Origin of the sequence: Erythrobacter sp. SDW2 (genome assembly GCF_021431965.1) — a bacterium.
Lineage (GTDB): Bacteria > Pseudomonadota > Alphaproteobacteria > Sphingomonadales > Sphingomonadaceae > Parerythrobacter.
On record NZ_CP090370.1, the window covers coordinates 2,694,124 to 2,715,579 of the forward strand.

The window sequence follows — 21,456 nt, forward strand, 5'->3', positions numbered from 1 at the left end:
CAAAGGCCCCAGCCAAAGGCAGATCGCCGCACATCTTTGCGACGTCGTTAACCCAAAATTAGGGGTATACTGCGATCTCCCCTGATGAAAGCCCGCGACAGGCGCGGGTCATCGAAGCAAATCAGGGGGACCGACCTGTGCGAGTATTGGCACTGGCTTCGCAAAAAGGCGGATCGGGCAAGACGACCCTTTCGGGGCACTTGGCCGTACAGGCACAGCGCGCAGGCGCTGGACCTGTGGTATTGATCGACATCGACCCGCAGGGCTCGCTGGCAGACTGGTGGAACGAACGCGAGGCCGAATATCCGGCCTTCGCCCAGACCACGGTGGCCCGCCTGGCCAACGACTTGCAGATCCTGCGCCAGCAAGGCTTCAAGCTCGCGGTTATCGATACTCCTCCCGCTATTACCATGGCGATCCAGTCGGTCATCGGCGTGGCTGAACTGATTGTCGTGCCGACCCGCCCCAGCCCGCATGACCTGCGCGCCGTGGGGGCCACCGTCGACCTGTGCGAACGCGCCGGCAAACCGCTGGTGTTCGTCGTCAACGCCGCGACTCCGAAAGCCAAGATCACCAGCGAAGCCGCAGTTGCCCTGTCGCAGCACGGCACCGTCGCTCCGATCACCCTCCACCACCGCACCGACTTTGCCGCCTCGATGATCGATGGCCGCACCGTGATGGAAGTCGACCCGGAAAGCCGCAGCGCCGCCGAAGTGACAGCGCTGTGGGGCTATATTGCCGACCGGCTCGAGAAGAATTTCCGCCGCACCGTCTTTGCTGCCCCCGGTTCGGTGTCGCAGCTGCCGGGCGCACGTCCGCAGGGTGGCTTCGGCCGCCGCGTGGCCCAGTAAGAAGGACACGCGCGGGCCATGAACGAAGCTTCCTTCGCCTCTCTCAATCCCAGCCTGCTCGCTCGCAAGGGCGGGGCCAAGCCGGCAATGCGTCCGCAACTGGCCTCGCTGAACGCCGCCGGATCCAACGTTGCCGCCAACCTCGAAGACCTTGGCTGGAACGACATGGGAGACGACGCTGACGAAGAGCACGGCCACCACGGCCAGATTCTCCAGCTGACGCCCGAACCTGCCAACGAAGCGGCCCAGGCCGAAGCGCGGGCGGTCGACAAGGCATCACAGGATGCACTGGCTCACAAGGGCCCGGTCGAAGTCCATCGCCAGCAAGCCGAACTCGCCGAGCGCGTGGCCGCGCCGGTTGTGGCTGCCGTTCCGGTGGCCAGCCCGGTGGTGCGCAAGCATGCGCCCGTCCAGCGTCGTTCGGCACTCGATCGCGGCAAGCGTGCCGCCTTCACGCTGCGGCTGGACGAGGAACGCCACCTGAAGCTGCGCCTGCTCAGCACCGTCCAGGGCAAGAGCGCGCAGCAGATCGTAACCGAAGCACTCGACGCCCTGCTCGATGGCATGGCCGAAATCGAATCACTCGCCGCGCAGGTCAAGCGGCGCTGAGAACCACCGTTAGGGGGAAAGACCAATGGCACGCATCAATCGCAACGCAGCGCTGGCACTGACCACCGCCCTCGGCCTGGTCATGCTGGGCGGGTGCACCGCACAGGGCGCTCCGCGGGCTGACGTATCGGCCAGCAAGGCGCAGGTCGCGCTGCAGCGCGGCGACAGCGACAAGGCCATCGCCAATGCCGAAGCCGCCGTACTCGCCGAGCCGCGCAATGCTACGTATCGCGCCATGCTCGGTGCCGCCTATCTCAACGCCGGCCGGTTCGATTCGGCTGCCACCACCTTCGACGATGCGATGAAGCTGGGCGACACCTCGCCCCGCACCGCGCTCGGTTTCGCCCTTGCTGCCATTGGCAAGGGTGATAATCGCGCAGCCGTCGCTGTACTGGAAGACTGGCGCGACGAAATCCCCGCCGCCGACCTCGGCCTTGCGCTGGCTCTTGCTGGCCAGGCGGATCGCGGCGTCTCGGTGCTCGGCAACGCGCTGCGTGCCGGCGAGAACACGCCGAAGCTGCGTCAGAACCTGGCCTACGCCTATGCCCTGCAAGGCAATTGGCAGGCTGCCCGCGTCATGGCCGCTGAAGACCTGACCGGCAGCGCGCTCGACGCCCGTATCGGCGAATGGGCCCAACTGACCCAGCAGGACGCTTACCAGCGCCGCGTTGCCGGACTGCTCAACGTTCCGGTCCGGGCCGACGCAGGCCAGCCGGCCCAGCTGGCGCTCAACGCCACACCGGGTGTTGAGCAGTTCGCTTCGCAGGCCGCGGCGGTGGACAGCCCTTATACCCGCGCCGGCGAACTTCCGCCGACCGACGGTTTCATTGCCAGCGCGCCGACCCCGGTGCGTGAACTGCCGCCGATCGACGGTGTGACCGTGGGTGCCAGTGCGGCACAGCCTGCCCCGCAGGTTGCCGCCGCCGCACCGCCAATGCGCGCTCCGGAAACCTTCCAGGATGCCTTCCAGGCCGATGCACCTGCCGGTGCTTCGATTGCCGAAGTCGCTTCCAGCGCTCTCAAATTCGTTTCCAGCCCGGTCGTCCAGGCTGCGCCGAGCCGCGCGGGAGGCGCCCCGCGCCCGGTCGAGCGTGCCGCACCGGTCAAGTTTGCCGCCGACGGCTCGCACCTGATCCAGCTGGGCAGCTTCAGTTCGGAAGCCGGGGCGCGCCGTGCCTGGGGGATCTATGCAGCGCAGTTCCCCGAACTGGCGAACTACAAGATGGTGATCACCAAGGCCCAGGTGCGCGGCAAGACCTATTTCCGCGTTTCGGCCGGTGGTTTCGACGTGGCTTCGGCTGCCAGCACCTGTGGCAAGGTCAAGGCCAAGGGGCAGGGCTGCATCGCCTGGGCCGACGGCAAGCCGCTGCCCGGAGCGGTCGACAAGGGATACCGCCTCGCCAGTCGCTGATCCGGCTTGCCAAGGCAAAGATAAGGCCCCTTCCGGCGGACCGCCGGAAGGGGCCTTATCGTTCTGGCACGCGCGCCTGATTGGCTGCGTCAGTCTTCCCAGCTATCGTATTTCGACGGGACTTCCGAGCTGAGATGGGCGCAGATGTGGTCATAGACCGAATCGTGCAGCGGCTGTTCGAACCGGACGCCGTTCACGTGATTGTCCCACCAGCGCACGATGGCCGGAATCGGGCCGACAGTGCCGATCTTGATGGTGATTGCCTTGCCTTGCTGCATGGTGCCAAATTTGTCGTAAAAGCGACAGCCGGTCTTTGACAGATCGGTGATCCACACATCGCGCGGCACGCCCGAACCGGTGCGATAGCGACCCTCGATGCCTACTTGTTGGCGCGCGGCCAGCCGTTTGCCGACATTTTCGTCCTCGGTCACAGCGTCACCCCTTTAATCGATCTGCAGATAATCGTTCAAGCTTATGGTCGGAGTTTACGACCGACGTGTTAACCTAGCACACTATGAGATAATTAAGGTCGGTTAACCTCCACTCCTCCCTTGAATACGCGGGTCGCGCGGCCCTGCATGGGCTGGCCGTCAAACGGCGTATTCCCGGCACTTGCGGCCATTTTGGCGCTTGAGACAACCCAGGGTTTGTCCGTATCGACCAGTGCGAGGTCGGCCTGCTGCCCTTCGGCCAGAGTGCCTGCGTCGACTCCGAGCAACATCGCAGGCGTTGCGGCCAGAAGGTCAAAAGCGCGTTCCAGCGAAATCACCCCATCGCGCACCAGCGTCAGCGTGCAGGCCAGCAACGTCTCGGCCCCGGCCATGCCGGCTTCGGCATCGGCGAAGGGTAGGCGCTTGTCCTCCGGCCCGCGTGGATCGTGGCCGCTGGCGATGACATCGATGGTACCGTCACCGATCGCCTCGACCACTGCCAGCCGGTCGGCATCATCACGCAAGGGCGGCGAGAGGCGGGCAAAGGTGCGGAAGTCGCCGGTCGCGAGATCGGACAGCATGAAATGGGCCGGGGTGACGCCTGCCGTGAGATTGACGCCGCGCGCCTTGGCCGCCCGCACGAGCTCCAGCGCCGCCCGGGTCGTGACCTGCCGGAAATGCAGCCGCGCCCCGCTCATTTCGGCGAGCGCAATATCGCGCGCCACCGCCAGCGCTTCGGCCTCGGCCGGCGCGCTGGGCAGCCCCAGCCGTGTCGCCATCTCGCCCGCCGTGGCCACTGCCTCGCCTGCGATCCCGCCATCCTCGGCATGGGACACAACCACCAGATCGAGCATCGCGGCGTAGCGCAGGACGCGCAACATCACGCCGCTATCGGCGATCCAGCGCCGCCCGGTGGCTATACCCCGAGCGCCTGCCTCGCGCATCAGCGCGAATTCGGCGAGGTCGCTGCCTGCCAGACCCTTGGTTGCGGCTGCCAGCGGATGGACCCACAGGTCGGGCTTGCCGCTCTTGGCGATGTAGGAAACCCGGCTCGGCAGATCGAGCGGCGGGGACTGGTCGGGCATCAGCGCGGCGCGGGTGATGCCGCCGAAATGGAACGCTGGCTTGTCGATCGCGAACACGCCGAAATCGATCAGACCGGGCACCACCAGCTGGCCCTTGGCATCGATCACTTCGTCCCCGTCCTGCAACTCGCGCTCGCCGATGGAAACAATGCGTCCATCCTCGCAGGCGAGCGCCGCCTCGATGACGCCCTGCGGCGTGACAACCCGGCCATTGGCGACGATCAGGGGGCGTTGCTGCTTCATACCCATTGCCCCCGGCCGAGATCGCTTTGCCATCCGGCCACGCCCCGCGCCTTGCGGGTCAGGATATCGAGGCAGGCCATCCGCACCGCCACGCCCATTTCGACCTGTCGGGTGATGATCGAGCGGTCGAGCATGTCAGCCACGTCGCTGTCGATCTCGACCCCGCGGTTCATCGGCCCGGGGTGCATCACCAGCGCATCGGGCGCACACCGGTCGAGCCGCGCCTTGGTGAGGCCGTACAAATGATGATACTCGCGCGCCGAAGGGATGAACTGGCCGCTCATCCGCTCGTTCTGCAGGCGCAGCATCATGGCGACGTCGGCTCCCTTAAGCGCGGCATCGAAATCGTGGAACGGCACCGCCCCCATCCGCTCGATGCCCTCTGGCATCAGCGCCGGCGGAGCGCAGACATGGACTGTCGCACCCAATGCCTGCAAGCACAGGATGTTCGAGCGGGCGACCCGGCTGTGCAGGATATCGCCGCAGATTACCACAGTCAGCCCGGTGAAGTCGTCCGCGCCCTCGCCCCGCTCCTCCAGCGCATGGCGCAGCGCCAGCGCATCGAGCAAGCCTTGCGTCGGATGTTCGTGCTGCCCGTCACCGGCGTTGAGAACCGGGCAATCGACCTTGCTGTCGATCAGATCGACCGCGCCGCTACTGCCGTGGCGAATGACGATCGCATCGGCGCGCATGGCGTTCAGCGTGATCGCGGTATCGATCAGCGTTTCGCCCTTCTTCACGCTCGATTGGGCGGCGTGCATGTTGACGACATCCGCCCCCAGCCGCTTGCCCGCAATCTCGAAGCTCAGCAGCGTGCGGGTGCTGTTCTCGAAGAAGGCGTTGATGATGGTGAGACCGCCCAGCAGATCGCAATGCTTGTCACGCTGGCGGTTGAACTCGACCCATTGTTCCGCCTCGTCGAGCAGGTAGAGGATCTCGTGCCGTTCGAGTTGGGCAATGCCGGTCAGGCTGCCGTGCGGAAAGGCCTGTCCGCCCGCTGGATAGCGTCCGGAAGCCGGGGTGTTGCCGTCACTTGTCATTAAAGCCGAGCCCTTAGTCGAGCGCGGTCGCACCCTCAAGCGGTTTCCTGTGGCACCGGCCGCCGGGACTTCCTATGTCCGGCCCGGATAACAACGAGGTTCGACAGAGTAATGGCATTCGCGCGCAAGGTCTGGAAACTGCTGGTCGCCATCAAGGACGGCCTCAGCCTGCTGTTCCTGCTGCTGTTTTTCGCGGTTCTGTTCACCATCCTGACCGCCCGCCCCGGCCCGGCGCAGATTCATGGCGGCGCACTGCTGCTCGAACTCGATGGCGTGGTGGTCGAGGAAAAGAGCGCGATCGACCCGATCGAGGCCTTCCTCAGCGGCACCGCGCCGATGGGCGAATATGACGTCCAGGACGTGGTCCACGCCATCGACACCGCGGCCACGGACGACAGGATCAAGGTCATCGTGCTCGACATGTCGCGCTTCCTGGGCGGCGGCAGCGTGCACATGCAGGACATTGGCGAAGCGCTCGACCGGGCCCGCGCGGCCAAGAAGCCGGTGCTGGCCTATGCCATGGGCTACGGCGATGATGCCATGCGGCTCGCGGCTCACGCCAGCGAGGTCTGGATCGATCCGCTGGGGGGCGCGGTGATTGCCGGGCCGGGCGGCAACCGGCTCTACTATGGCGCACTGCTCGAACGCTTCAACGTCAACGCCCGCATCTACAAGGTCGGCACCTACAAGTCGGCCGTGGAACCCTATGACCGCAGCGACATGTCCCCCGAAGCCCGCGAAAACGCGCAGGCACTGTACGGCGCGCTATGGGAAGAATGGCAGGCCCAGGTGAAGAAGGCGCGGCCGAAGGCCGACATTGCCCGCGTAACCAAAACGCCGGTGGCATGGGTCGAGGCAAGCCAAGGCGACCTGGCCCAGGCTGCCCTCGCCGCCGGACTGGTCGACAAGATCGGCACCGCGGTCGAATTCGGCCAGCATGTGGCCAAGCTGGTGGGCGAGGACCCGATGGACGACACGCCAGGCAGCTTCCGCCACACTGCGCTCGGCCCCTGGCTGTCGGGCAACCCGCGTGACACCTCGGGCAAGGCGATCGGGGTCGTTACCATTGCGGGCGAGATCCTGGACGGCGAGGCCGGCCCCGGCACCGCCGGCGGCGACCGGATTGCCGAACTGCTCGACGACGCGCTGGACGATGACCTTGCCGGGTTGGTCGTGCGGGTCGATTCGCCGGGCGGCTCCGTCACGGCCAGCGAAGTGATCCGTGACGCCATCATGCGGCAGAAGGCCCGCAAGATCCCGGTCGCAGTCTCCATGGCCAATGTCGCGGCCAGCGGCGGCTATTGGGTGGCGACCCCGGCCGACCGCATCTTTGCCGAGCCTGAGACGATCACCGGTTCGATCGGCATCTTCGCCGTCATCCCGACCTTCGAAGGACTTGCTGCCGAATACGGCGTCAATTCCGACGGGGTGCAGACCACGCCCCTGTCGGGCCAGCCGGACCTGATCGGCGGCTTCACACCCGAGGTCGATACGATCCTGCAGCGCTCGGTCGAGAACGGCTACAGAGACTTCCTCACCCGCGTTGCCGAGGCGCGCAAGATGACGCCCGAGCGGGTCGATGCGATCGGCCAGGGCCGCGTCTGGGACGGCGGAACAGCACGCCAGATCGGGTTGGTCGACCAATATGGCGGGATCGATGACGCGCTGTCGTGGGTGGCGGCACAGGCCAAACTCAAGGACGGCGACTGGCACGCCAAATATCTCGGCAGCGAGCCTCCGCCCTACGACAACTTGCTGCGCTCGATCCTGTTCGACGACGAGAGCGAAGCCGAGCGCACCGGCGACATCTTCGCCACGCTGGCGGCACGGCAACAGGCACTGCTGGGCCAGGCCGAGGCCGATCTCACCCGGCTCACCGGTGCCCGGGGGATGCAGGCCTATTGCCTCACCTGCCCCGTCGAACCCCGCGCCGCTGCCAAGGCGCAGCGAGATGACGGTTGGCTGAAAGGCTTGCTGCGATTTTTGGCGGATTGATTGCGCTGGCGCGGAAGCGGCACGTTTCAGCTTTACTGAAACAGATTCTTGGTGCTTGTCAGGAGAGCCTGCCTTGCGTAAAGGCCCGCCCCTGCCCGGCGGTGAGACTGATCTGCCAGCGAAACGGGCGGGCGCGTAGCTCAGCGGTAGAGCACACCCTTCACACGGGTGGGGTCACAGGTTCAATCCCTGTCGCGCCCACCAGTTTTCGGGACTGAGGCCAATCCGGCCGACTGGTCTGGCCGAAAACTCCCGAGCGCAAGCGAAGGGCCATTTGCCCCCTCGGCTACCCCTGCGCCTTCAGCGTCCCGCGTCCGATCACCTGCGCCTGGATCTCGCCCGCCCCTTCGAAGATGTTGAGGATGCGCGCATCGCACAGCACCCGGCTGATCGGGTATTCGAGCGCATAACCATTCCCGCCATGGATCTGCAGCGCGTTGTCGGCATTGGCCCAGGCGACCCGCGCCGCCAGCAGCTTGGCCATACCGGCCTCGATATCGCAGCGTTCGCCCTTGTCCTTGTGGCGCGCAGCGGAATAGGTCAGCTCGCGCGCCATCACCAGTTCGGCGACCATCAGCGCCAGCTTGTCGGCCACGCGCGGGAAAGCCAGCAGCGGCTTGCCGAACTGCTTGCGTTCAAGCGCATATTTCAGGCCGAGGTCGAAAGCATTCCACCCGACCCCGATGGCGCGGGCGGCGGTCTGGATGCGCGCGCCCTCGAAGGTGCGCATCAACTGCTTGAAGCCCTGCCCCTCGCTGCCGCCCAGCAGGCCGCCCTCGGCCACCGCAAAGCCATCGAAACCGAGCGCATATTCCTTCATCCCGCGATAGCCGAGCACTTCGATTTCGCTGCCGTCGATGCCCGTATCAGGAAACGGTTGCTCATCCGTGCCGCGGGTCTTTTCCGCCAGCAGCATGGAAAGCCCGCCATAGCCGGGCGTATCCGCGTCAGTGCGGCACAGCACCGTCATCAGATCGGCGCGGGCGGCGTGGGTGATCCAGGTCTTGGCCCCGGTGATGGCCCAACTGCCATCCGCCTGCCGCACCGCGCGGGTGCGGACCGAGGCGAGGTCGGAGCCGGTATCGGGCTCGGTAAAAACGGCGGTGGGGAGGATCGAACCGTCGGCGAGCAGGGGCAGCCACTTGGCTTTCTGCTCGGGCGTGCCGTTCTCGCCTATCAGCTCGCCAGCAATTTCCGAGCGTGTGCCGAGCGAGCCGGCACAGATCCACCCGCGCGAAAGTTCCTCGGAAACGAGGCACATGGCGGTCTTGCCCAAGCCCAACCCGCCGTATTCCTCGGCGATGCAGACCCCGAACACACCGAGCTGCGCCATTTCCTCGACCACTTCCAGCGGGATCAGTGCGTCGGCCAGATGCCAGCCATGGGCATGCGGCGTGATCCGGTCGGCAGTGAAGCTGCGGAACTGCTCACGAATAAGGTCGAGCGTTTCATCGCCAAAGGCCTCGTCCGGCACCGCGCCCTTCGCCAGCAGCGCGGCCAGCCGCGCGCGGGCTTCGGCGGTGTTGCCAGTGGCCATGAAGCCTGCCGCAGCGGGGTCGGCATTGAGCGCATCGGCGGCGTGCCCGATTCCCAACTCTGCGGGCCGGACATATTCGTTCTGGCTCATTGGCACCGCGCTGGCGAGCTGGTGGAGATACTCACCGAAGCCGATCCTCAGCGCCAGTTCCTCGACCTGGCCGAAGCGGTCGGCCTTATGCGAACGCGCAGCCCAGTCGGCACAGGCCTCCAGCGCCGCCACAGAGGTCCCGATCCAGGCGTAGCCGTGGACCAGCCGCTGGTGCTGCTCGACCAGCACCCCATCGGGCGATCCATCGGGCGCGACCACGCCCGCCACCGCCGCCCGCGCCGCTTCGCGATAGTCCTGTGCCGCTTTGCAGGCACTCCGCGCCGTCTCGATCCATTGGTTCATGGCTGCAGCCGTAGCCCGATGAGTTGCAGAACTGAACCCGATATTATGGCCCTACCAAGTAGCTAGCGATACGTGCGCGCGCGGCGGTTCATTTCCGCTTCAACGGTGAAGCTGCGCGGCGGCTGGTCCCACTCGCCCTCGGCCAAGACGACCAGGTCTTCCGGCGCCGTGTCATCCGCCGCATAGCGGTCCCATGCCTCGTGGATCATGTCGGGCGGGCCGAACACGCGCACCGCGTTCCAGTAACGGTCGTCGCGAAAGCCGACGAAATGGACGAGGCGAGCCTTAGCTCGCGCGGCGGCGGGCGGAGGTGACAAGCGGGGTCTCCATCGCCACGTCGAAGCGCTCGACATAGCTCTGCATTCGCTCGCGCACCTCACCGGCATCGAGCCCGAACATCCCCAGGCTATAGCGGTGCGGACGGCGCTTCAGTTCACGCGAACGCTCCAGATAGTTCTCCATCCCGGGCACAGCGGGCTCGATATCGAGATCGAGGAAGCGGTAAACCCGGTCCATCGTTCCGCGCCAGTCGCACTCCATGTCCTCGTACTGGACGTCGATCATCCGCTCGGGCGCGATGTGCTCGCGCGCGGCCATCATGCGCTCGACCTGCAGCTGGGTCTTGCGCAGCCATTGGCGGCCGATCTCGTTCGCATCGGCATGGTCGGAATAGATGATGGTCTGGTTCCAGGCGAGCGAGGCTGCGCTGCCGACCACCTGCTGCGGATCGCGGTGGGTGAATATCAGCCGCGCATCAGGGAAAACATTGAGCAGCGCCGGCAGGTCGAGCATGTGTTGCGGGGTCTTGAGGATCCACGGGCGCAGGGTCGAGGCCTGCTGGCTCCAGCCGACCAGCCGCAGCTGGTCCGCCATGTAGCGATAGGCCGGCGTTGCGTCGGTGCCCTCGCACCATGCGGCGTAGCTGGGCACATGCCATTGCGTCTCGTGCTTCATGCCATAGAGGCTGCCGCACAGCAGGCCGAGTTCTTCCTCGGGCTCGAACGGCCCCGTCGGATGGATGGACAAGGTGCGCGGATTGGCGAGGCGGGCGACTCGCATGACCCGCTTGGCGAGGATCGGGCGGAAGTCCTTCGCCTCACCCGCCAGCACTCCCTCGAAATCCTGCCGCGGAACCGGGCTGATGGTCTCGAAGCTGCGCATGTGGCTGAAACGGCGGTCGGCGGCAAGCAGGCGGTGAAGCCGTGTCGTGCCGGATCGCATGGGGCCGACGATCACCACGGGGCGCTTGAGCGTACGGTCGAGAATCTCCGGATGTCGCTTGAACCACCATTCGCTGAGCAAGCGATGCATCAGCACCTGGTTGAAATAGAGCATGGCGGAAAAATCGCCTGCCGCGTTGAGCCGGGCTTCTTCGCGCACGGCATCGAGCAGCACATCGAACGGCCTGTGGAACCACGGATCACCGAAATCGTCGAGCCCGATTTGCCTGGCAGCCTGTTCGAGCAGGTATGCCTTTTCAAGGCGAGCCGGCCGCATCCGGCCCAGTTTGCGCCCGGCACGGATGACGCGATCGGCAATCGAAATGAACGGTGCCCTGCGGGGCGGTGTGTCGTTGATGCTTGCCAAGAATTCCGCCCTGCTGCCGTGATAAATCCGCGCCCTTCGATGCCCGCAAAGGGTTCTAGTGTTTGGGAAAGAGCGCACAAGGCCGCGACCGGTTCCTGTCCCAAGGCAATTGCCTACTGGCAATCGATCTGGGAGCGGGGCATAGGCGCGGCCATGCACGATATTCGCCAGATCAGGGGCAATCCCGCTGCCTTCGACGCCGCCCTCGCCCGCCGCGGACTGGACCCGGTTGCACAATCGCTGGTCGAACTCGACGAACGCCGCCGCGCCGCCGCGACGCGGGTGCAGGAAGCGCTCGCCCGCCGCAACGAGGCCTCGAAGCTGATCGGCCAGGCCATGGGCAAGGGCGACAAGGACGGGGCCGAAGCGCTCAAGGCGGAAGTTGCCGAGCTGAAACAGACGCTCCCGGCGATGGAAGAGGAAGAGCGCACACTCGACGCCGAGCTTGAAGGCAAACTCGCGATCATCCCTAACCTGCCCGCCGACGATGTGCCTGATGGCGCAGGCGAGGAAGACAATGTCGAGGTCAGCCGCTGGGGCACTCTGCGCGAATTCGCCTTCACTCCGCAGGAACACGCCGACATCGGCCCCACGCTGGGGATGGACTTCGAGACCGGAACGGCTCTTTCCGGCGCGCGCTTCACCTTCCTGCGCGGCCAGATGGCGCGGCTCCACCGGGCGATCGCGCAGTTCATGCTCGACACGCAGGTGGACCGGAACGGCTACACCGAGTGCAACCCGCCGGTGCTGGTGGGCGACGCGGCGATGTATGGCACAGATAAGCTGCCGAAATTTGCCGAGGACAGTTTCCGCACCACCGACCGGCGGTGGCTGATCCCGACTAGCGAAGTCAGCCTCACCGCTTCGGTCGCGGACCAGATCCTGCCCGACCTTGCCCACCCGATCCGCCTCACCGCCCAAACCCTCTGCTTCCGCAGCGAAGCGGGCGCGGCGGGCAAGGACACGCGCGGCTTCATTCGCCAGCACCAGTTCGAGAAGGTCGAGCTGGTCAGCATCTGCCGGCCCGAAGACAGCGAGGCCGAGCATGAGCGCATGACCGGCTGCGCCGAGGGCATCCTGCAGGCGCTCGGCCTGCCCTATCGCAAGGTGCTGCTGTGCACCGGCGACATGGGCTTCGGCGCGCGCAAGACCTATGACTTGGAGGTGTGGCTGCCCGGCCAGGGCGCTTACCGCGAGATCAGTTCGTGCTCCAACACTGGCGATTTCCAGGCCCGCCGGATGAACGCGCGCTACCGGCCCGAGGGGGAAAAGAAGACCGCCTTCGTCCACACGCTCAACGGCTCCGGCCTCGCGGTCGGGCGCACGCTGGTGGCGGTGCTGGAGAACTACCAGAACGAGGACGGCAGCGTGACTGTGCCCAAAGTGCTGCTGCCCTATATGGGCGGGGTGACACGGCTGGAGCCGGCCGCCTGATGCGCATCCTCCTGACCAATGACGACGGTATCCACGCCCCCGGCTTCGCGGTGCTGGAGGATATCGCCCGTGCCATTTCCGACGATCTCTGGGTCTGCGCCCCGGCGGAGGAGCAATCGGGCGCGGGACATTCGCTGACGCTGCACCATCCGGTCCGCCTCCGCCAGCTCGGCGAGCGACGCTATTCGGTCACGGGCACGCCGACTGACAGCGTGATGCTGGCGCTGCGCACCGTACTGGAGGATCACAAGCCCGACCTCATCCTCTCCGGTGTGAACCGCGGGGCCAATCTGGCCGACGACATCACCTATTCGGGCACCGCCTCCGCCGCGATGGAAGGCGCGCTGGCTGGCATACGCTCGATTGCGCTGAGCCAGGTGCTGCTGCGCGACACGGATCATGAGCCATTTTCCGCAGCGCGCGCCTTTGGCGCCCAAGTGGTAGGCAAGTTGCTTGACGCACCTTTTGGCGATCGCACCTTCATCAATGTAAACTTTCCTCCGCTTCCGGCGGAAAAAGTGCAGGGAATCCGCGCTGTACGGCAAGGTTTCCACGACTACTCGCGCGGCAGCGTGGTCGAAGGGCGTGACCCGCGCGGACTAAAGTATTATTGGTTCGGGCTATATTCGATCGAGCACACGCTCGATCATGGAACCGACCTGGAAGCCATCGACGAGGGATATGTGTCCGTGACCCCCTTGCAGCTCGACCTGACCCAGCATTCGCTGCTTTCCGTTCTTGGCGAGCGGTTCTACTGATGCGGCGCGCGGCGCTCCTCCTGCTCGCGGCGCCGCTGTTGCTGGCAGCTTTCGATCCCGCGACGGAAACCGAGCACAAGGTCAGGGAAGGCGAGACGCTGTCCGGTATTGCAGAGCGGGCGGGCGTCCCGGCCTCGGTGATTGCGGCGGCCAATGGCATCCCGGAACCCTATTTGGTCCAGACCGGCGAGACGTTGGTCATCCCGCGCCAGCGCACCCACACGGTGAAAGAAGGCGAAACAGCCTTCGGCATCGCGCTGGAGTACGGCGTGCCGCTGGAGAACATCGCCGTAGCCAATGGGCTCGACGCCGATCATACGGTCAAGGCCGGGCAGAAGCTGATCATCCCGGCGATGCTACAGCCCAAGCTGGCGGCGCGCCGCTCGATCCCCTCCATCCCCGCATTCCGCTGGCCGCATGATGGCAAGGTGCTGCTCGGCTTCGGGCCGAAGCATGACGGGATCGATATCAAGGTCAGGATCGGCGACATGGTCCGCGCCTCGGCCAGCGGCACCGTGGTGTTCGCCGATATCGAGAAGACCCGCTTCGGGCGGCAGGTGCTGATCGACCATGGCAACGGCTGGTTCACCTCCTACGGCCATCTTTCGCGCATAACCGTCGAGAAGGGCGATGTGGTGAAAGCCGGTGAGCGGATCGGGCTGGCCGGCGACGCCGGCAAGGCCACCAAACCGGAGCTCCATTTCGAAATCCGCCACGACGGCGAGGATGTCGACCCGGCGACCAAATTGCCCCCGCGCGGCAAGTAGGCTAGCCCGAGCATCACAATGAGCGAAAGGTTGCAGCGGATCGGGCTGAAAAGCCAGAAAGCCAAGGCGCGCAAGCCGAACTTCCAGCCTTTGCGCCGGGCCGTCAAGGTGCCGGTCTGGGGCGATGTCACCATCAGGTTGGGGCTGGCATTCTTCCTCATCATGATGGTCGTCATGATCCACTGGTGGGATCGCGAAGGCCTGGTCGATCATTACGACGGCGACGTCAGTTTCCTCGATGTCGTCTATTTCACGATGATCTCGGTAACCACCACCGGCTTCGGCGACATCGCCCCGATCAGCGACCGCTCGCGGCTGGTCGAGGCGCTGATCGTGACCCCTGTCCGCATCGCCGTGCTCTTCATCTTCATCGGCACGGCCTACACTTTCGTCATCAAGCGCAGCTGGGAGAAATGGCGCATGGCACGCATCCAGAAGCAGCTGACCGACCACATCGTAGTGCTGGGCTATGGCGTCTCGGGCTCAGAGGCGGTCGGCGAACTGATTGAACGCGGGGTCGATCCCGGCTGCATCGTGGTGATCGATCCGGGCGAGGAGCGGCTGCGCGAGGCAGAGAAGCTGGGCTGCAATGTCATGGCGGGTGACGCCACCCGCGACGACACGCTCAATGCGGTGCGCATCAACGAGGCGCAATCAGTGCTGGTCTCGGCCGGTCGCGACGACACCTCGATCCTGATTGTGCTGACCGTCCGCCACCTCGCGCCCGACGTCCCGATCAGCGTGGTCGTGCGCGCCGACGACAACGAGTTGCTCGCGCGGCAGGCCGGGGCGGACAATGTCATCAATCCCGTCCGTTTCACCGGATTGCTGCTGGCCGGGAGCGCGAAGGGCGCGCACATCGCCGAATACATGGCCGACCTCGCCAGCGTCAGCGGCAAGGTCCAGCTGGTCGAACGCAAGGTGACCTCCGCCGAAGTCGGCAAGCCGCTGTCCCAGAGCTGCGGTGAGGGTATCGGCCTCAGGATCTATCGTGACGGGAAAGCGCGGGGCTATTGGGAGCCGGAATGCTCCGCGCTTCAGGAAGGCGATGTGATCGTCGAAGTCGTCCCGACCAGCAACGGCGATTGAGGCCTGGCTAGTTCATGAGGGCAAAGACCCCGCCCATCGCACTCATGCCCAGGATGAAATGCCCGGCATCGATTGCGAACAATGTGCCGCTCTTGCGCTGGTAGAGATAGTTGATCCCGATTGCCGGGGTCATCACGAAGGCCCCGAACCCGATCGAGATCATCATGATCGCCCGGTCGCTCGCCCCGGTCATCGCGAACTGGTGCGCCAGCACCAGCGCGATCAGCAGCTCGAACGCCAAGGTCAGCCCGAAGATCAGCGCCATGTTGCCGCCTTTGAGCTGCTCGTCGCTCAGCCCCGCCTCGCGTTGCCAGACCTTGCCGAACAGCACACCATACCAGACCGCCCCGATTACGAAGAAGGCCAGCGCGGCAAGCACGATGGTCAACAGATTGAGTTCACCCATGTCTAAGTCCTCCCTGCGGCAGGGGATAGCGCAAACGCCCGCACAGGTGTAGGGGCCGCGCCGACATGTCCATCACCACTACCTCGATAGCCGACCAAAAGAAGGTCGGCATGGTTTCCCTCGGCTGCCCCAAGGCGCTGGTCGATAGCGAACGCATTCTCACCCGGCTGCGGGCCGACGGCTATGCCATGTCCCCCGACTATGCCGGGGCCGACGTGGTGCTGGTCAACACCTGCGGCTTCCTCGACAGCGCCAAGGAAGAAAGTCTCGCCGCCATTGGCGAAGCGATCGCCGAGAACGGCCGGGTCATCGTCACCGGCTGCATGGGCGAGGAGGCCGAGGCGATCCGCGCGGCGCATCCGAGCGTGCTGGCGATCACCGGCGCGCATCAGTACGAGGCGGTGGTCGAGGCGGTGCACACCCACGCGCCGCCAAGCCAGGGGCCGTTCATCGACCTGATCCCGCAGACGGATGTAAAGCTGACCCCGCGCCACTATAGCTATCTGAAGATTTCCGAAGGCTGCAACCACTCCTGCGCCTTCTGCATCATTCCGCAACTGCGCGGCAAGCTCGCCAGCCGCCGGATCGACGCGGTGCTGCGCGAGGCGGAGAAGCTGGTCGCGGCGGGCACCAGGGAACTGCTGGTCATCAGCCAGGACACCAGCGCCTACGGCGTCGATACCCGGCACGAGGCCCGGACATGGAAGGGCCGCGAGGTCCGCGCGCATATGACCGACCTGGCCCGCGAGCTGGGCCAGCTGCGCACCCCGGAAGGCGCACAGCCGTGGGTTCGGCTGCACTATGTGTACCCCTATCCGCATGTCGATGCGGTCATCCCGCTGATGGCCGAGGGACTGCTGACACCCTATCTCGACATTCCGTTCCAGCACGCCTCGCCCTCGGTCCTGCGCGCGATGAAACGCCCGGCCAACGAGGCCAAGGTGCTCGAGCGGCTCAAGAGCTGGCGCGATATCTGCCCCGACATCGCGGTCCGCAGCAGCTTCGTGGTCGGTTTCCCCGGCGAGACCGAGGACGACTTCCGCTACCTGCTCGACTGGCTCGAGGAAGCGCAGCTCGACCGCGTCGGCGCGTTCCGCTTCGAACCGGTCGAAGGCGCGCAGGCCAATGCCCTGCCCGATCCGGTGCCCGAAGCGGTCAAGGAAGAACGCTATGCCCGGATCATGGAAGTGACCGAACGCATCAGTGCCGCCAAGCTTGCGGCCAAGGTCGGCAAGGTGTTGCCGGTGATCATCGACGAAGTCGGCGAGCCCGACGAGGATGGCGATATCGGCGCCACCGGGCGCAGCCAGGCCGATGCGCCGGAGATCGATGGTGCGGTCTACCTGCGCAATGTCGCGGCAACGCTCGCGCCAGGCGAGATCGCCAGGGCCCGGATCGAAGATGCCGACGCGCACGATCTGTATGGCGTTATCGCCTAGAACTTGACCGATATAGGGGCTTTCGCCCGCGCCGGTCAGGCTGTAGGCTGACCCGCGATGGGTCCAAGCGATGAGTGATGCACGCCGCGAAGCGCTCAGGTCCGCCATGCAGGGCATGGCAGCCGGTGACCGCGCCGCGCTCGACATGGTCTATGCAATGACTTCAGCCAAGCTGTTTGCGACCATCGTACGGATCGTGCGGGTGCGCGAGCGCGCCGAAGACCTGCTGCAGGAAACCTATGTCAAGGCGTGGCAGCGGGCTGGGAGGTTCGACCCTGCGCGCGGCAGCCCGATCACCTGGCTCTGCACCATTGCGCGCAACACCGCGCTCAACGATTTGCGGCGTGACGGGCGCCTGCCGGTCGATGCCGGGGACGCCCTGCCCGAAGTGGCGGACGACGCCGCGCCGCATGACGAATGGCTGTGCGACCTGCAGGACGCAGAGGCGCTGCATCGTTGCCTCGAGACCCTGCAGGCAGACCATCGCCGCTCGATCCGGCTGGCCTTCTTCGAAGGGCTGACCCATTCCGAACTGGCGCGCAGGATCGACGCGCCGATCGGAACGGTCAAAAGCTGGATCAGACGCGGCCTGTCAGGGCTGAAAGGATGCCTCGGTGGCTAATCCGCTCGACCTCCCCGAAGACGAATTCCTGCTCGCCGGCGAACTTGCGCTTGGCGCACTGGAAGGCGAGGAGCTGGGGGCGGCGCAGCGCCGCGTGTTGGCCGATCCGGCGTTTGCCGCCGCGTTGGGCTGGTGGGAAGAACGCCTCGCCCGCATGGCCGAGGCCGGCGGCACGCTGGCACCCTCGCCCGATCTGCTCCGGGGCATTCACGCTGCGATCGACCGGCTGCCGGGCAATGCCGCACCGGTGCAGCTCGACGGCGCCCGATCGCGCCGATTCTCGCGCTGGAGCATCGGATTGGCTGCATTCGGCACCAGCATGGCTGCCGCAGCCCTCGCGCTCTATCTTGCGACGCCATCGGCGATCGAAAATGTCACGCCGCCCGGCCAGAGCGCCGCCGCGCCGCAGCTCGTCGTGCAATTGCAGGATGCCGAAGCCGGACGCCGCCTCACCGGGGTCGTCCAGCCGGCCGCCCGGCGGCTCGCCATAAGCACCGAAGGGCTGGTTGCTGGGCCGGGCCAGATTGCCGAGCTCTGGGTGATCCCGGCCGACGGCGTTCCCCGATCGCTGGGGGAAATCCCCGGCAGCGGCAGTTTCGCGCGCAGGCTCAGCGAGGCCGAGCTGGATTGGATCGCCGCCGGGGCAGCCCTGGCGGTGACATTCGAACGCGACGAGAATATCCGTCACCAGACGCCAACCGCTCCCATCCTGCTGGCAGGAGCGCTCGCCGAGGTCTAGTGCCCCTGGGCGCCTGCGGCGGCGAAATTGCATCGCCTTTCCAGCGGTTTGACGCTTTCCTTAACCTAAGCTGCATCCGCTCGTAGCGGCGCCGGGTAGCTGGCCTTGCCATCTCGTCCAGATGGCGCGCCGGGACCCGCAGGTCCTCACAGCGATGGGGGCAAAGGCGCGCTGAATCGCGCTGCAACCCGATCCTGTCGGAGGGGAAGACCTACGCCGAACGGCTCAACGGTCCGAACGAACAGGAAGGAAAGCCAGAGATGAAAATAGTCTTCACCAAGCAGATCGCGCTGCAACTGATGGCCGGTGCCGCAATCATCGCGATCGCAACGCAGGCCAAGGCCGATCCCACGCCTGAGTGCAACGACGCCAATGTCGAGTCGACCGAATGCGGCTCCGACAGCACCACCGGCACGGCCAATGGCGCGACTGCGGTGGGCAATGGAGCCGCGGCGACCGGGACCGATTCTGTTGCCATCGGCGGCGACGATGCCGGCACCGATCCTGCTACCGCCTCTGCCCCGTCGACTGTCGCCATCGGCGGCGAGAGCGACGCCACCACCCCGGGGGCGACCGCACTCGGCTGGCAAGCCCAGGCGACCGGAGCCATGGCAACCGCCGTCGGCCACCAGACCACCGCCTCGGGCGACCAGAGCTTTGCCGGCGGCGAAGATGCCGTCGCATCCGGGTCCAACGCCATCGCCATCGGCAACACCGCGCAGGCAACCGGGGGTGATTCCATCGCCATCGGCGGCAATCGCGAAGGCGTATCCGGTCGCGCCACCGTCGCATCCGGTCCATCGACCACCGTGGTAGGGGGACAGGCGCTCGCCATCGGGGCCGGAGCCACTACTTTCGGCTGGCGTGCCGAAGCGACGGCCGAGCGAGCCACCGCGCTTGGCCATCTTGCCACGGCTTCCGGTGTCCGGTCGCTGGCAGTGGGCGAAGCCGCTGCCGCGCAGACGGATTTCGCCATCGCCATCGGCAATCTTTCCGTCGCCAATGGCATCGACGCCGTGGCTTTGGGCGACAGTGCCTTGGCGATGGGCAATTCGACCACGGCCATCGGCGGCGAGAGTGTCGCCACCACGCCGGGAGCGACAGCCCTTGGATGGCAGGCCGTCGCCTCGGGCGCGATGGCGACCGCCGTCGGTCACCAGTCGACCGCGTCTGGCGCGCAAAGCTTTGCCGGGGGCGAGGATTCGGTGGCTTCGGGCAGCAATGCCATCGCCATCGGCAATCTGGCGCAGGCGACCGGTGGCGATTCCATCGCTATCGGCGGCAACCGCGACGGGGCCATGGGGCGCGCCACCATTGCGAGCGGGCCTTCGACCACGGTCGTCGGCGGCCAGGCCATCGCCGCCGGCCCGGGTGCCACAGCCTATGGCTGGCGCGCAGAGGCGACAGCCGAGCGGGCCACAGCACTGGGTCATCTCGCCAACGCCTCGGGCGTGCGTTCTGTGGCGGTCGGCGAGGCCGCCGTCGCGAGCGCGGACGGTGCGATCGCGCTGGGCAACCAAGCCTCGGCGACGGGAGCCAATGCCATCGCCATCGGCAATGGCGCAACGGCGACGAACGACGGCCAAGTCGTGATCGCTTCGCTGGATACCAGTACCGCCAGCCAGATCGGGCCGGTCTTTGCTGTCACGACCGACGCCTCGGGCACTCTGGGGCGGACAGCACTGGCCAGCTCCGCCCAGCAGGCCAACAACACCGCGGCGATTGCCGCCAACACCTCCGCCATCGGTGCCAATACCTCGGCGATCACCGCGCTGCAGACGCTGACCGCCAGCCAGACCCAGCAGATCAACACGCTGTTCGGCCAGACTGCGGCCAATACGGCGGCGATCCAGCGGGCGAATGAAGGCGTGGCCATGGCACTGGCGATGGAGTCCCCCGCGCTTCCGGCGGGGACCACTTTCGGCCTTTCGGGCGGCATCGGCTACTTCGAGGACCAGGCAGCCGGCACGCTGGCCCTGAGCGCCCGGGTTGCCGAGAATACAACTGTCTCGGCCGGCGTCGGCGTCGGCTTCGACAGCGGTGAAGTGGGTGCGCGAGGCGGCTTCCAGATCGCCTGGTAAGCCTTTTGGGTTCCTGCGGACCGGCAGGCGGAGGGTCGGGGTAGTGCAAATGCGCACCCCGGCCCTTCTTTTTTATGTCTCGCGCTCGATTTGTCTGTCACGACGAGAAACATCCTCAAGCCTTGGCCGTTCACCCCCCATGCCCCTTGCCATCACCGCCACGCTCCGTTTCACCGCGCCGCAGCGGGTCGACTGCCTGCTCCAGTGCGAGGCGGCGGCGACGGGGGAGCAGCGCATCCTCTCCGGCGTCACCACCCTGCCCGCCGCCGTGCCGATCACCCGGGTCGCGGCGCAGGACGGGGTCGGCGAGCGGTTCTGGATCAGCCCCGAGGGCGATTGCAGGATCACCTACGAGGCCGAGGTCGAGGTGGTGCGGCAGGCGGTCGATTTCGCCGCGCTCGCCCAGGTCGGCAAGCCGGACCTGCCAGGCGAGGTGACGCAATATCTGTTCGACAGCCGCTATTGCGCCGCCGAAAGCTTCCAGCCCTTTGTCGACAGCGAGTTTCCCGGCCTCGCCGGCGGCGCGAGAGTGGCCGCGATGCGGGACTGGATCGCGCAGCATTTCAGCTATGTCCCGGGCATCAGCGGGGCGCACACCTCCGCCCGCGACAGCTTCGTCGAGCGGCGCGGGGTGTGCCGCGACTATGCCCATGTGCTGGTCGCCTTTGCCCGGGCCGCCGGGATCCCGGCGCGATACGCCAGCTGCTACGCGCCCGACGTAACCCCGCAGGACTTCCATGCCATTGCCGAAGTCTTCCTCGCCGATGACGCCGGCGGCCGCTGGGTTCCCGTCGACGCGACGGGCATGGCCGACCCCCAGGCAACGGCCCTGATCGGCGTAGGCCGCGATGCCGCGGATGTCAGCTTTCTCACCAGCTTCGGTTTCGTCCGGTTCGACGGGCACAAGGTTTCGGTCGAGCGGTAATCCTCCCCAATCTG

20 protein-coding genes and 1 tRNA gene are annotated in these 21,456 nt (G+C 66.2%); 14 read left to right on the forward strand and 7 right to left on the reverse strand.

Annotated elements, in window-relative coordinates:
* Positions 1–137 precede the first annotated feature (137 nt).
* From LY632_RS13180 to LY632_RS13190, 3 genes are read left to right on the forward strand one after another with little or no spacing between them, the layout of a single operon-like run.
* The gene (locus tag LY632_RS13180; protein ID WP_234091583.1) at positions 138–851 is read left to right on the forward strand and encodes a ParA family protein; all 714 of its coding nucleotides are present in this window, start codon (positions 138–140) and stop codon (positions 849–851) included.
* A gap of 18 nt (positions 852–869) precedes the next feature.
* Positions 870–1,460: a hypothetical protein gene (locus LY632_RS13185; protein WP_234091584.1), complete on the forward strand. Its 591-nt coding sequence runs from the start codon at positions 870–872 to the stop codon at positions 1,458–1,460.
* A gap of 25 nt (positions 1,461–1,485) precedes the next feature.
* Positions 1,486–2,871: a tetratricopeptide repeat protein gene (locus LY632_RS13190; RefSeq protein WP_234091585.1), complete on the forward strand. Its 1,386-nt coding sequence runs from the start codon at positions 1,486–1,488 to the stop codon at positions 2,869–2,871.
* Positions 2,872–2,960: 89 nt separating this feature from the next.
* On the opposite strand, the gene LY632_RS13195 is transcribed toward LY632_RS13190, so the two are convergent.
* From LY632_RS13195 to LY632_RS13205, 3 genes are all read right to left on the reverse strand, one after another.
* Positions 2,961–3,302 carry a hypothetical protein gene (locus LY632_RS13195; RefSeq protein ID WP_234091586.1) on the reverse strand — a complete coding sequence of 114 codons (342 nt, stop codon included), beginning with the start codon at positions 3,300–3,302 and terminating at the stop codon, positions 2,961–2,963.
* Between the two features lie 92 nt (positions 3,303–3,394).
* Entirely contained in the window at positions 3,395–4,630 is a 1,236-nt protein-coding gene (locus LY632_RS13200; protein ID WP_234091587.1) for a dihydroorotase family protein, read from the reverse strand.
* Positions 4,627–5,670: an aspartate carbamoyltransferase catalytic subunit gene (locus LY632_RS13205; RefSeq protein WP_234091588.1), complete on the reverse strand. Its 1,044-nt coding sequence runs from the start codon at positions 5,668–5,670 to the stop codon at positions 4,627–4,629. Before LY632_RS13205 ends, LY632_RS13200 begins: the two co-directional genes overlap by 4 nt.
* A 111-nt stretch (positions 5,671–5,781) precedes the next feature.
* Here LY632_RS13205 and sppA point away from each other — a divergent pair, with 111 nt between their 5' ends.
* Together sppA and LY632_RS13215 are read left to right on the forward strand one after the other, a co-directional pair.
* Entirely contained in the window at positions 5,782–7,665 is a 1,884-nt protein-coding gene (gene sppA, locus LY632_RS13210) for a signal peptide peptidase SppA (RefSeq protein ID WP_234091589.1), read from the forward strand.
* Between the two features lie 129 nt (positions 7,666–7,794).
* Positions 7,795–7,869: transfer RNA gene (locus tag LY632_RS13215), tRNA-Val, on the forward strand.
* 82 nt (positions 7,870–7,951) lie between these two features.
* On the opposite strand, the gene LY632_RS13220 is transcribed toward LY632_RS13215, so the two are convergent.
* From LY632_RS13220 to LY632_RS13230, 3 genes are all read right to left on the reverse strand, one after another.
* A complete protein-coding gene (locus LY632_RS13220) occupies positions 7,952–9,595 on the reverse strand; it encodes an acyl-CoA dehydrogenase family protein (protein WP_234091590.1) in 1,644 nt (547 codons plus the stop codon).
* A 62-nt stretch (positions 9,596–9,657) separates the two neighbouring features.
* On the reverse strand, positions 9,658–9,912 hold the full coding sequence (locus LY632_RS13225; protein WP_234091591.1) for a hypothetical protein: 255 nt from the start codon (positions 9,910–9,912) through the stop codon (positions 9,658–9,660).
* Positions 9,881–11,182 carry a sulfotransferase gene (locus LY632_RS13230; RefSeq protein ID WP_234091592.1) on the reverse strand — a complete coding sequence of 434 codons (1,302 nt, stop codon included), beginning with the start codon at positions 11,180–11,182 and terminating at the stop codon, positions 9,881–9,883. The genes LY632_RS13225 and LY632_RS13230 overlap by 32 nt, the downstream gene beginning before the upstream one ends.
* 153 nt (positions 11,183–11,335) lie before the next feature.
* Here LY632_RS13230 and serS point away from each other — a divergent pair, with 153 nt between their 5' ends.
* Genes serS through LY632_RS13250 form a run of 4 tightly spaced genes read left to right on the forward strand, consistent with a single transcriptional unit; the run spans position 11,336 to position 15,230 of the window.
* Positions 11,336–12,616 (forward strand): serine--tRNA ligase, encoded by a 1,281-nt coding sequence (gene serS / locus LY632_RS13235; RefSeq protein WP_234091593.1) that lies wholly within the window; start codon positions 11,336–11,338, stop codon positions 12,614–12,616.
* Positions 12,616–13,374 (forward strand): 5'/3'-nucleotidase SurE, encoded by a 759-nt coding sequence (gene surE, locus LY632_RS13240; RefSeq protein WP_234091594.1) that lies wholly within the window; start codon positions 12,616–12,618, stop codon positions 13,372–13,374. Before serS ends, surE begins: the two co-directional genes overlap by 1 nt.
* Positions 13,374–14,141, forward strand: a complete 768-nt coding sequence (locus LY632_RS13245; protein ID WP_234091595.1) for a M23 family metallopeptidase — start codon at positions 13,374–13,376, stop codon at positions 14,139–14,141. Before surE ends, LY632_RS13245 begins: the two co-directional genes overlap by 1 nt.
* Before the next feature lie 18 nt (positions 14,142–14,159).
* On the forward strand, positions 14,160–15,230 hold the full coding sequence (locus tag LY632_RS13250) for a TrkA family potassium uptake protein (RefSeq protein WP_234091596.1): 1,071 nt from the start codon (positions 14,160–14,162) through the stop codon (positions 15,228–15,230).
* Positions 15,231–15,237: 7 nt separating this feature from the next.
* Here LY632_RS13250 and LY632_RS13255 read toward each other — a convergent pair whose 3' ends face one another.
* Positions 15,238–15,636 (reverse strand): DUF1761 domain-containing protein, encoded by a 399-nt coding sequence (locus LY632_RS13255; RefSeq protein ID WP_234091597.1) that lies wholly within the window; start codon positions 15,634–15,636, stop codon positions 15,238–15,240.
* A 65-nt stretch (positions 15,637–15,701) separates the two neighbouring features.
* Here LY632_RS13255 and rimO point away from each other — a divergent pair, with 65 nt between their 5' ends.
* The 5 genes from rimO to LY632_RS13280 all read left to right on the forward strand — a co-directional run bounded on the left by rimO (position 15,702) and on the right by LY632_RS13280 (position 21,442).
* Positions 15,702–17,075 (forward strand): 30S ribosomal protein S12 methylthiotransferase RimO, encoded by a 1,374-nt coding sequence (gene rimO / locus LY632_RS13260; RefSeq protein WP_234091598.1) that lies wholly within the window; start codon positions 15,702–15,704, stop codon positions 17,073–17,075.
* 70 nt (positions 17,076–17,145) lie between these two features.
* Complete coding sequence (locus tag LY632_RS13265) at positions 17,146–17,697, forward strand: sigma-70 family RNA polymerase sigma factor (RefSeq protein ID WP_234091599.1); 552 nt, start codon at positions 17,146–17,148, stop codon at positions 17,695–17,697.
* Positions 17,690–18,436, forward strand: coding sequence for an anti-sigma factor domain-containing protein (locus LY632_RS13270; protein ID WP_234091600.1), 747 nt, complete (start codon positions 17,690–17,692; stop codon positions 18,434–18,436). The genes LY632_RS13265 and LY632_RS13270 overlap by 8 nt, the downstream gene beginning before the upstream one ends.
* A gap of 260 nt (positions 18,437–18,696) precedes the next feature.
* Positions 18,697–20,517 (forward strand): YadA-like family protein, encoded by a 1,821-nt coding sequence (locus tag LY632_RS13275; protein ID WP_234091601.1) that lies wholly within the window; start codon positions 18,697–18,699, stop codon positions 20,515–20,517.
* 139 nt (positions 20,518–20,656) lie between these two features.
* A complete protein-coding gene (locus tag LY632_RS13280; protein WP_234091602.1) occupies positions 20,657–21,442 on the forward strand; it encodes a transglutaminase family protein in 786 nt (261 codons plus the stop codon).
* Positions 21,443–21,456: the final 14 nt, after the last annotated feature.

Coding starts and splice junctions, on each gene's coding strand:
- LY632_RS13265 (WP_234091599.1), top strand. CDS start 17,146: ATGAGTGATGCACGCCGCGAAGCGCTCAGGTCCGCCATGCAGGGCATG.
- serS (WP_234091593.1), top strand. CDS start 11,336: ATGCACGATATTCGCCAGATCAGGGGCAATCCCGCTGCCTTCGACGCC.
- LY632_RS13250 (WP_234091596.1), top strand. CDS start 14,160: ATGAGCGAAAGGTTGCAGCGGATCGGGCTGAAAAGCCAGAAAGCCAAG.
- LY632_RS13190 (WP_234091585.1), top strand. CDS start 1,486: ATGGCACGCATCAATCGCAACGCAGCGCTGGCACTGACCACCGCCCTC.
- rimO (WP_234091598.1), top strand. CDS start 15,702: ATGTCCATCACCACTACCTCGATAGCCGACCAAAAGAAGGTCGGCATG.
- LY632_RS13200 (WP_234091587.1), bottom strand. CDS start 4,630: ATGAAGCAGCAACGCCCCCTGATCGTCGCCAATGGCCGGGTTGTCACG.
- LY632_RS13245 (WP_234091595.1), top strand. CDS start 13,374: ATGCGGCGCGCGGCGCTCCTCCTGCTCGCGGCGCCGCTGTTGCTGGCA.
- surE (WP_234091594.1), top strand. CDS start 12,616: ATGCGCATCCTCCTGACCAATGACGACGGTATCCACGCCCCCGGCTTC.
- LY632_RS13205 (WP_234091588.1), bottom strand. CDS start 5,670: ATGACAAGTGACGGCAACACCCCGGCTTCCGGACGCTATCCAGCGGGC.
- sppA (WP_234091589.1), top strand. CDS start 5,782: ATGGCATTCGCGCGCAAGGTCTGGAAACTGCTGGTCGCCATCAAGGAC.
- LY632_RS13275 (WP_234091601.1), top strand. CDS start 18,697: ATGAAAATAGTCTTCACCAAGCAGATCGCGCTGCAACTGATGGCCGGT.
- LY632_RS13255 (WP_234091597.1), bottom strand. CDS start 15,636: ATGGGTGAACTCAATCTGTTGACCATCGTGCTTGCCGCGCTGGCCTTC.
- LY632_RS13185 (WP_234091584.1), top strand. CDS start 870: ATGAACGAAGCTTCCTTCGCCTCTCTCAATCCCAGCCTGCTCGCTCGC.
- LY632_RS13280 (WP_234091602.1), top strand. CDS start 20,657: ATGCCCCTTGCCATCACCGCCACGCTCCGTTTCACCGCGCCGCAGCGG.
- LY632_RS13220 (WP_234091590.1), bottom strand. CDS start 9,595: ATGAACCAATGGATCGAGACGGCGCGGAGTGCCTGCAAAGCGGCACAG.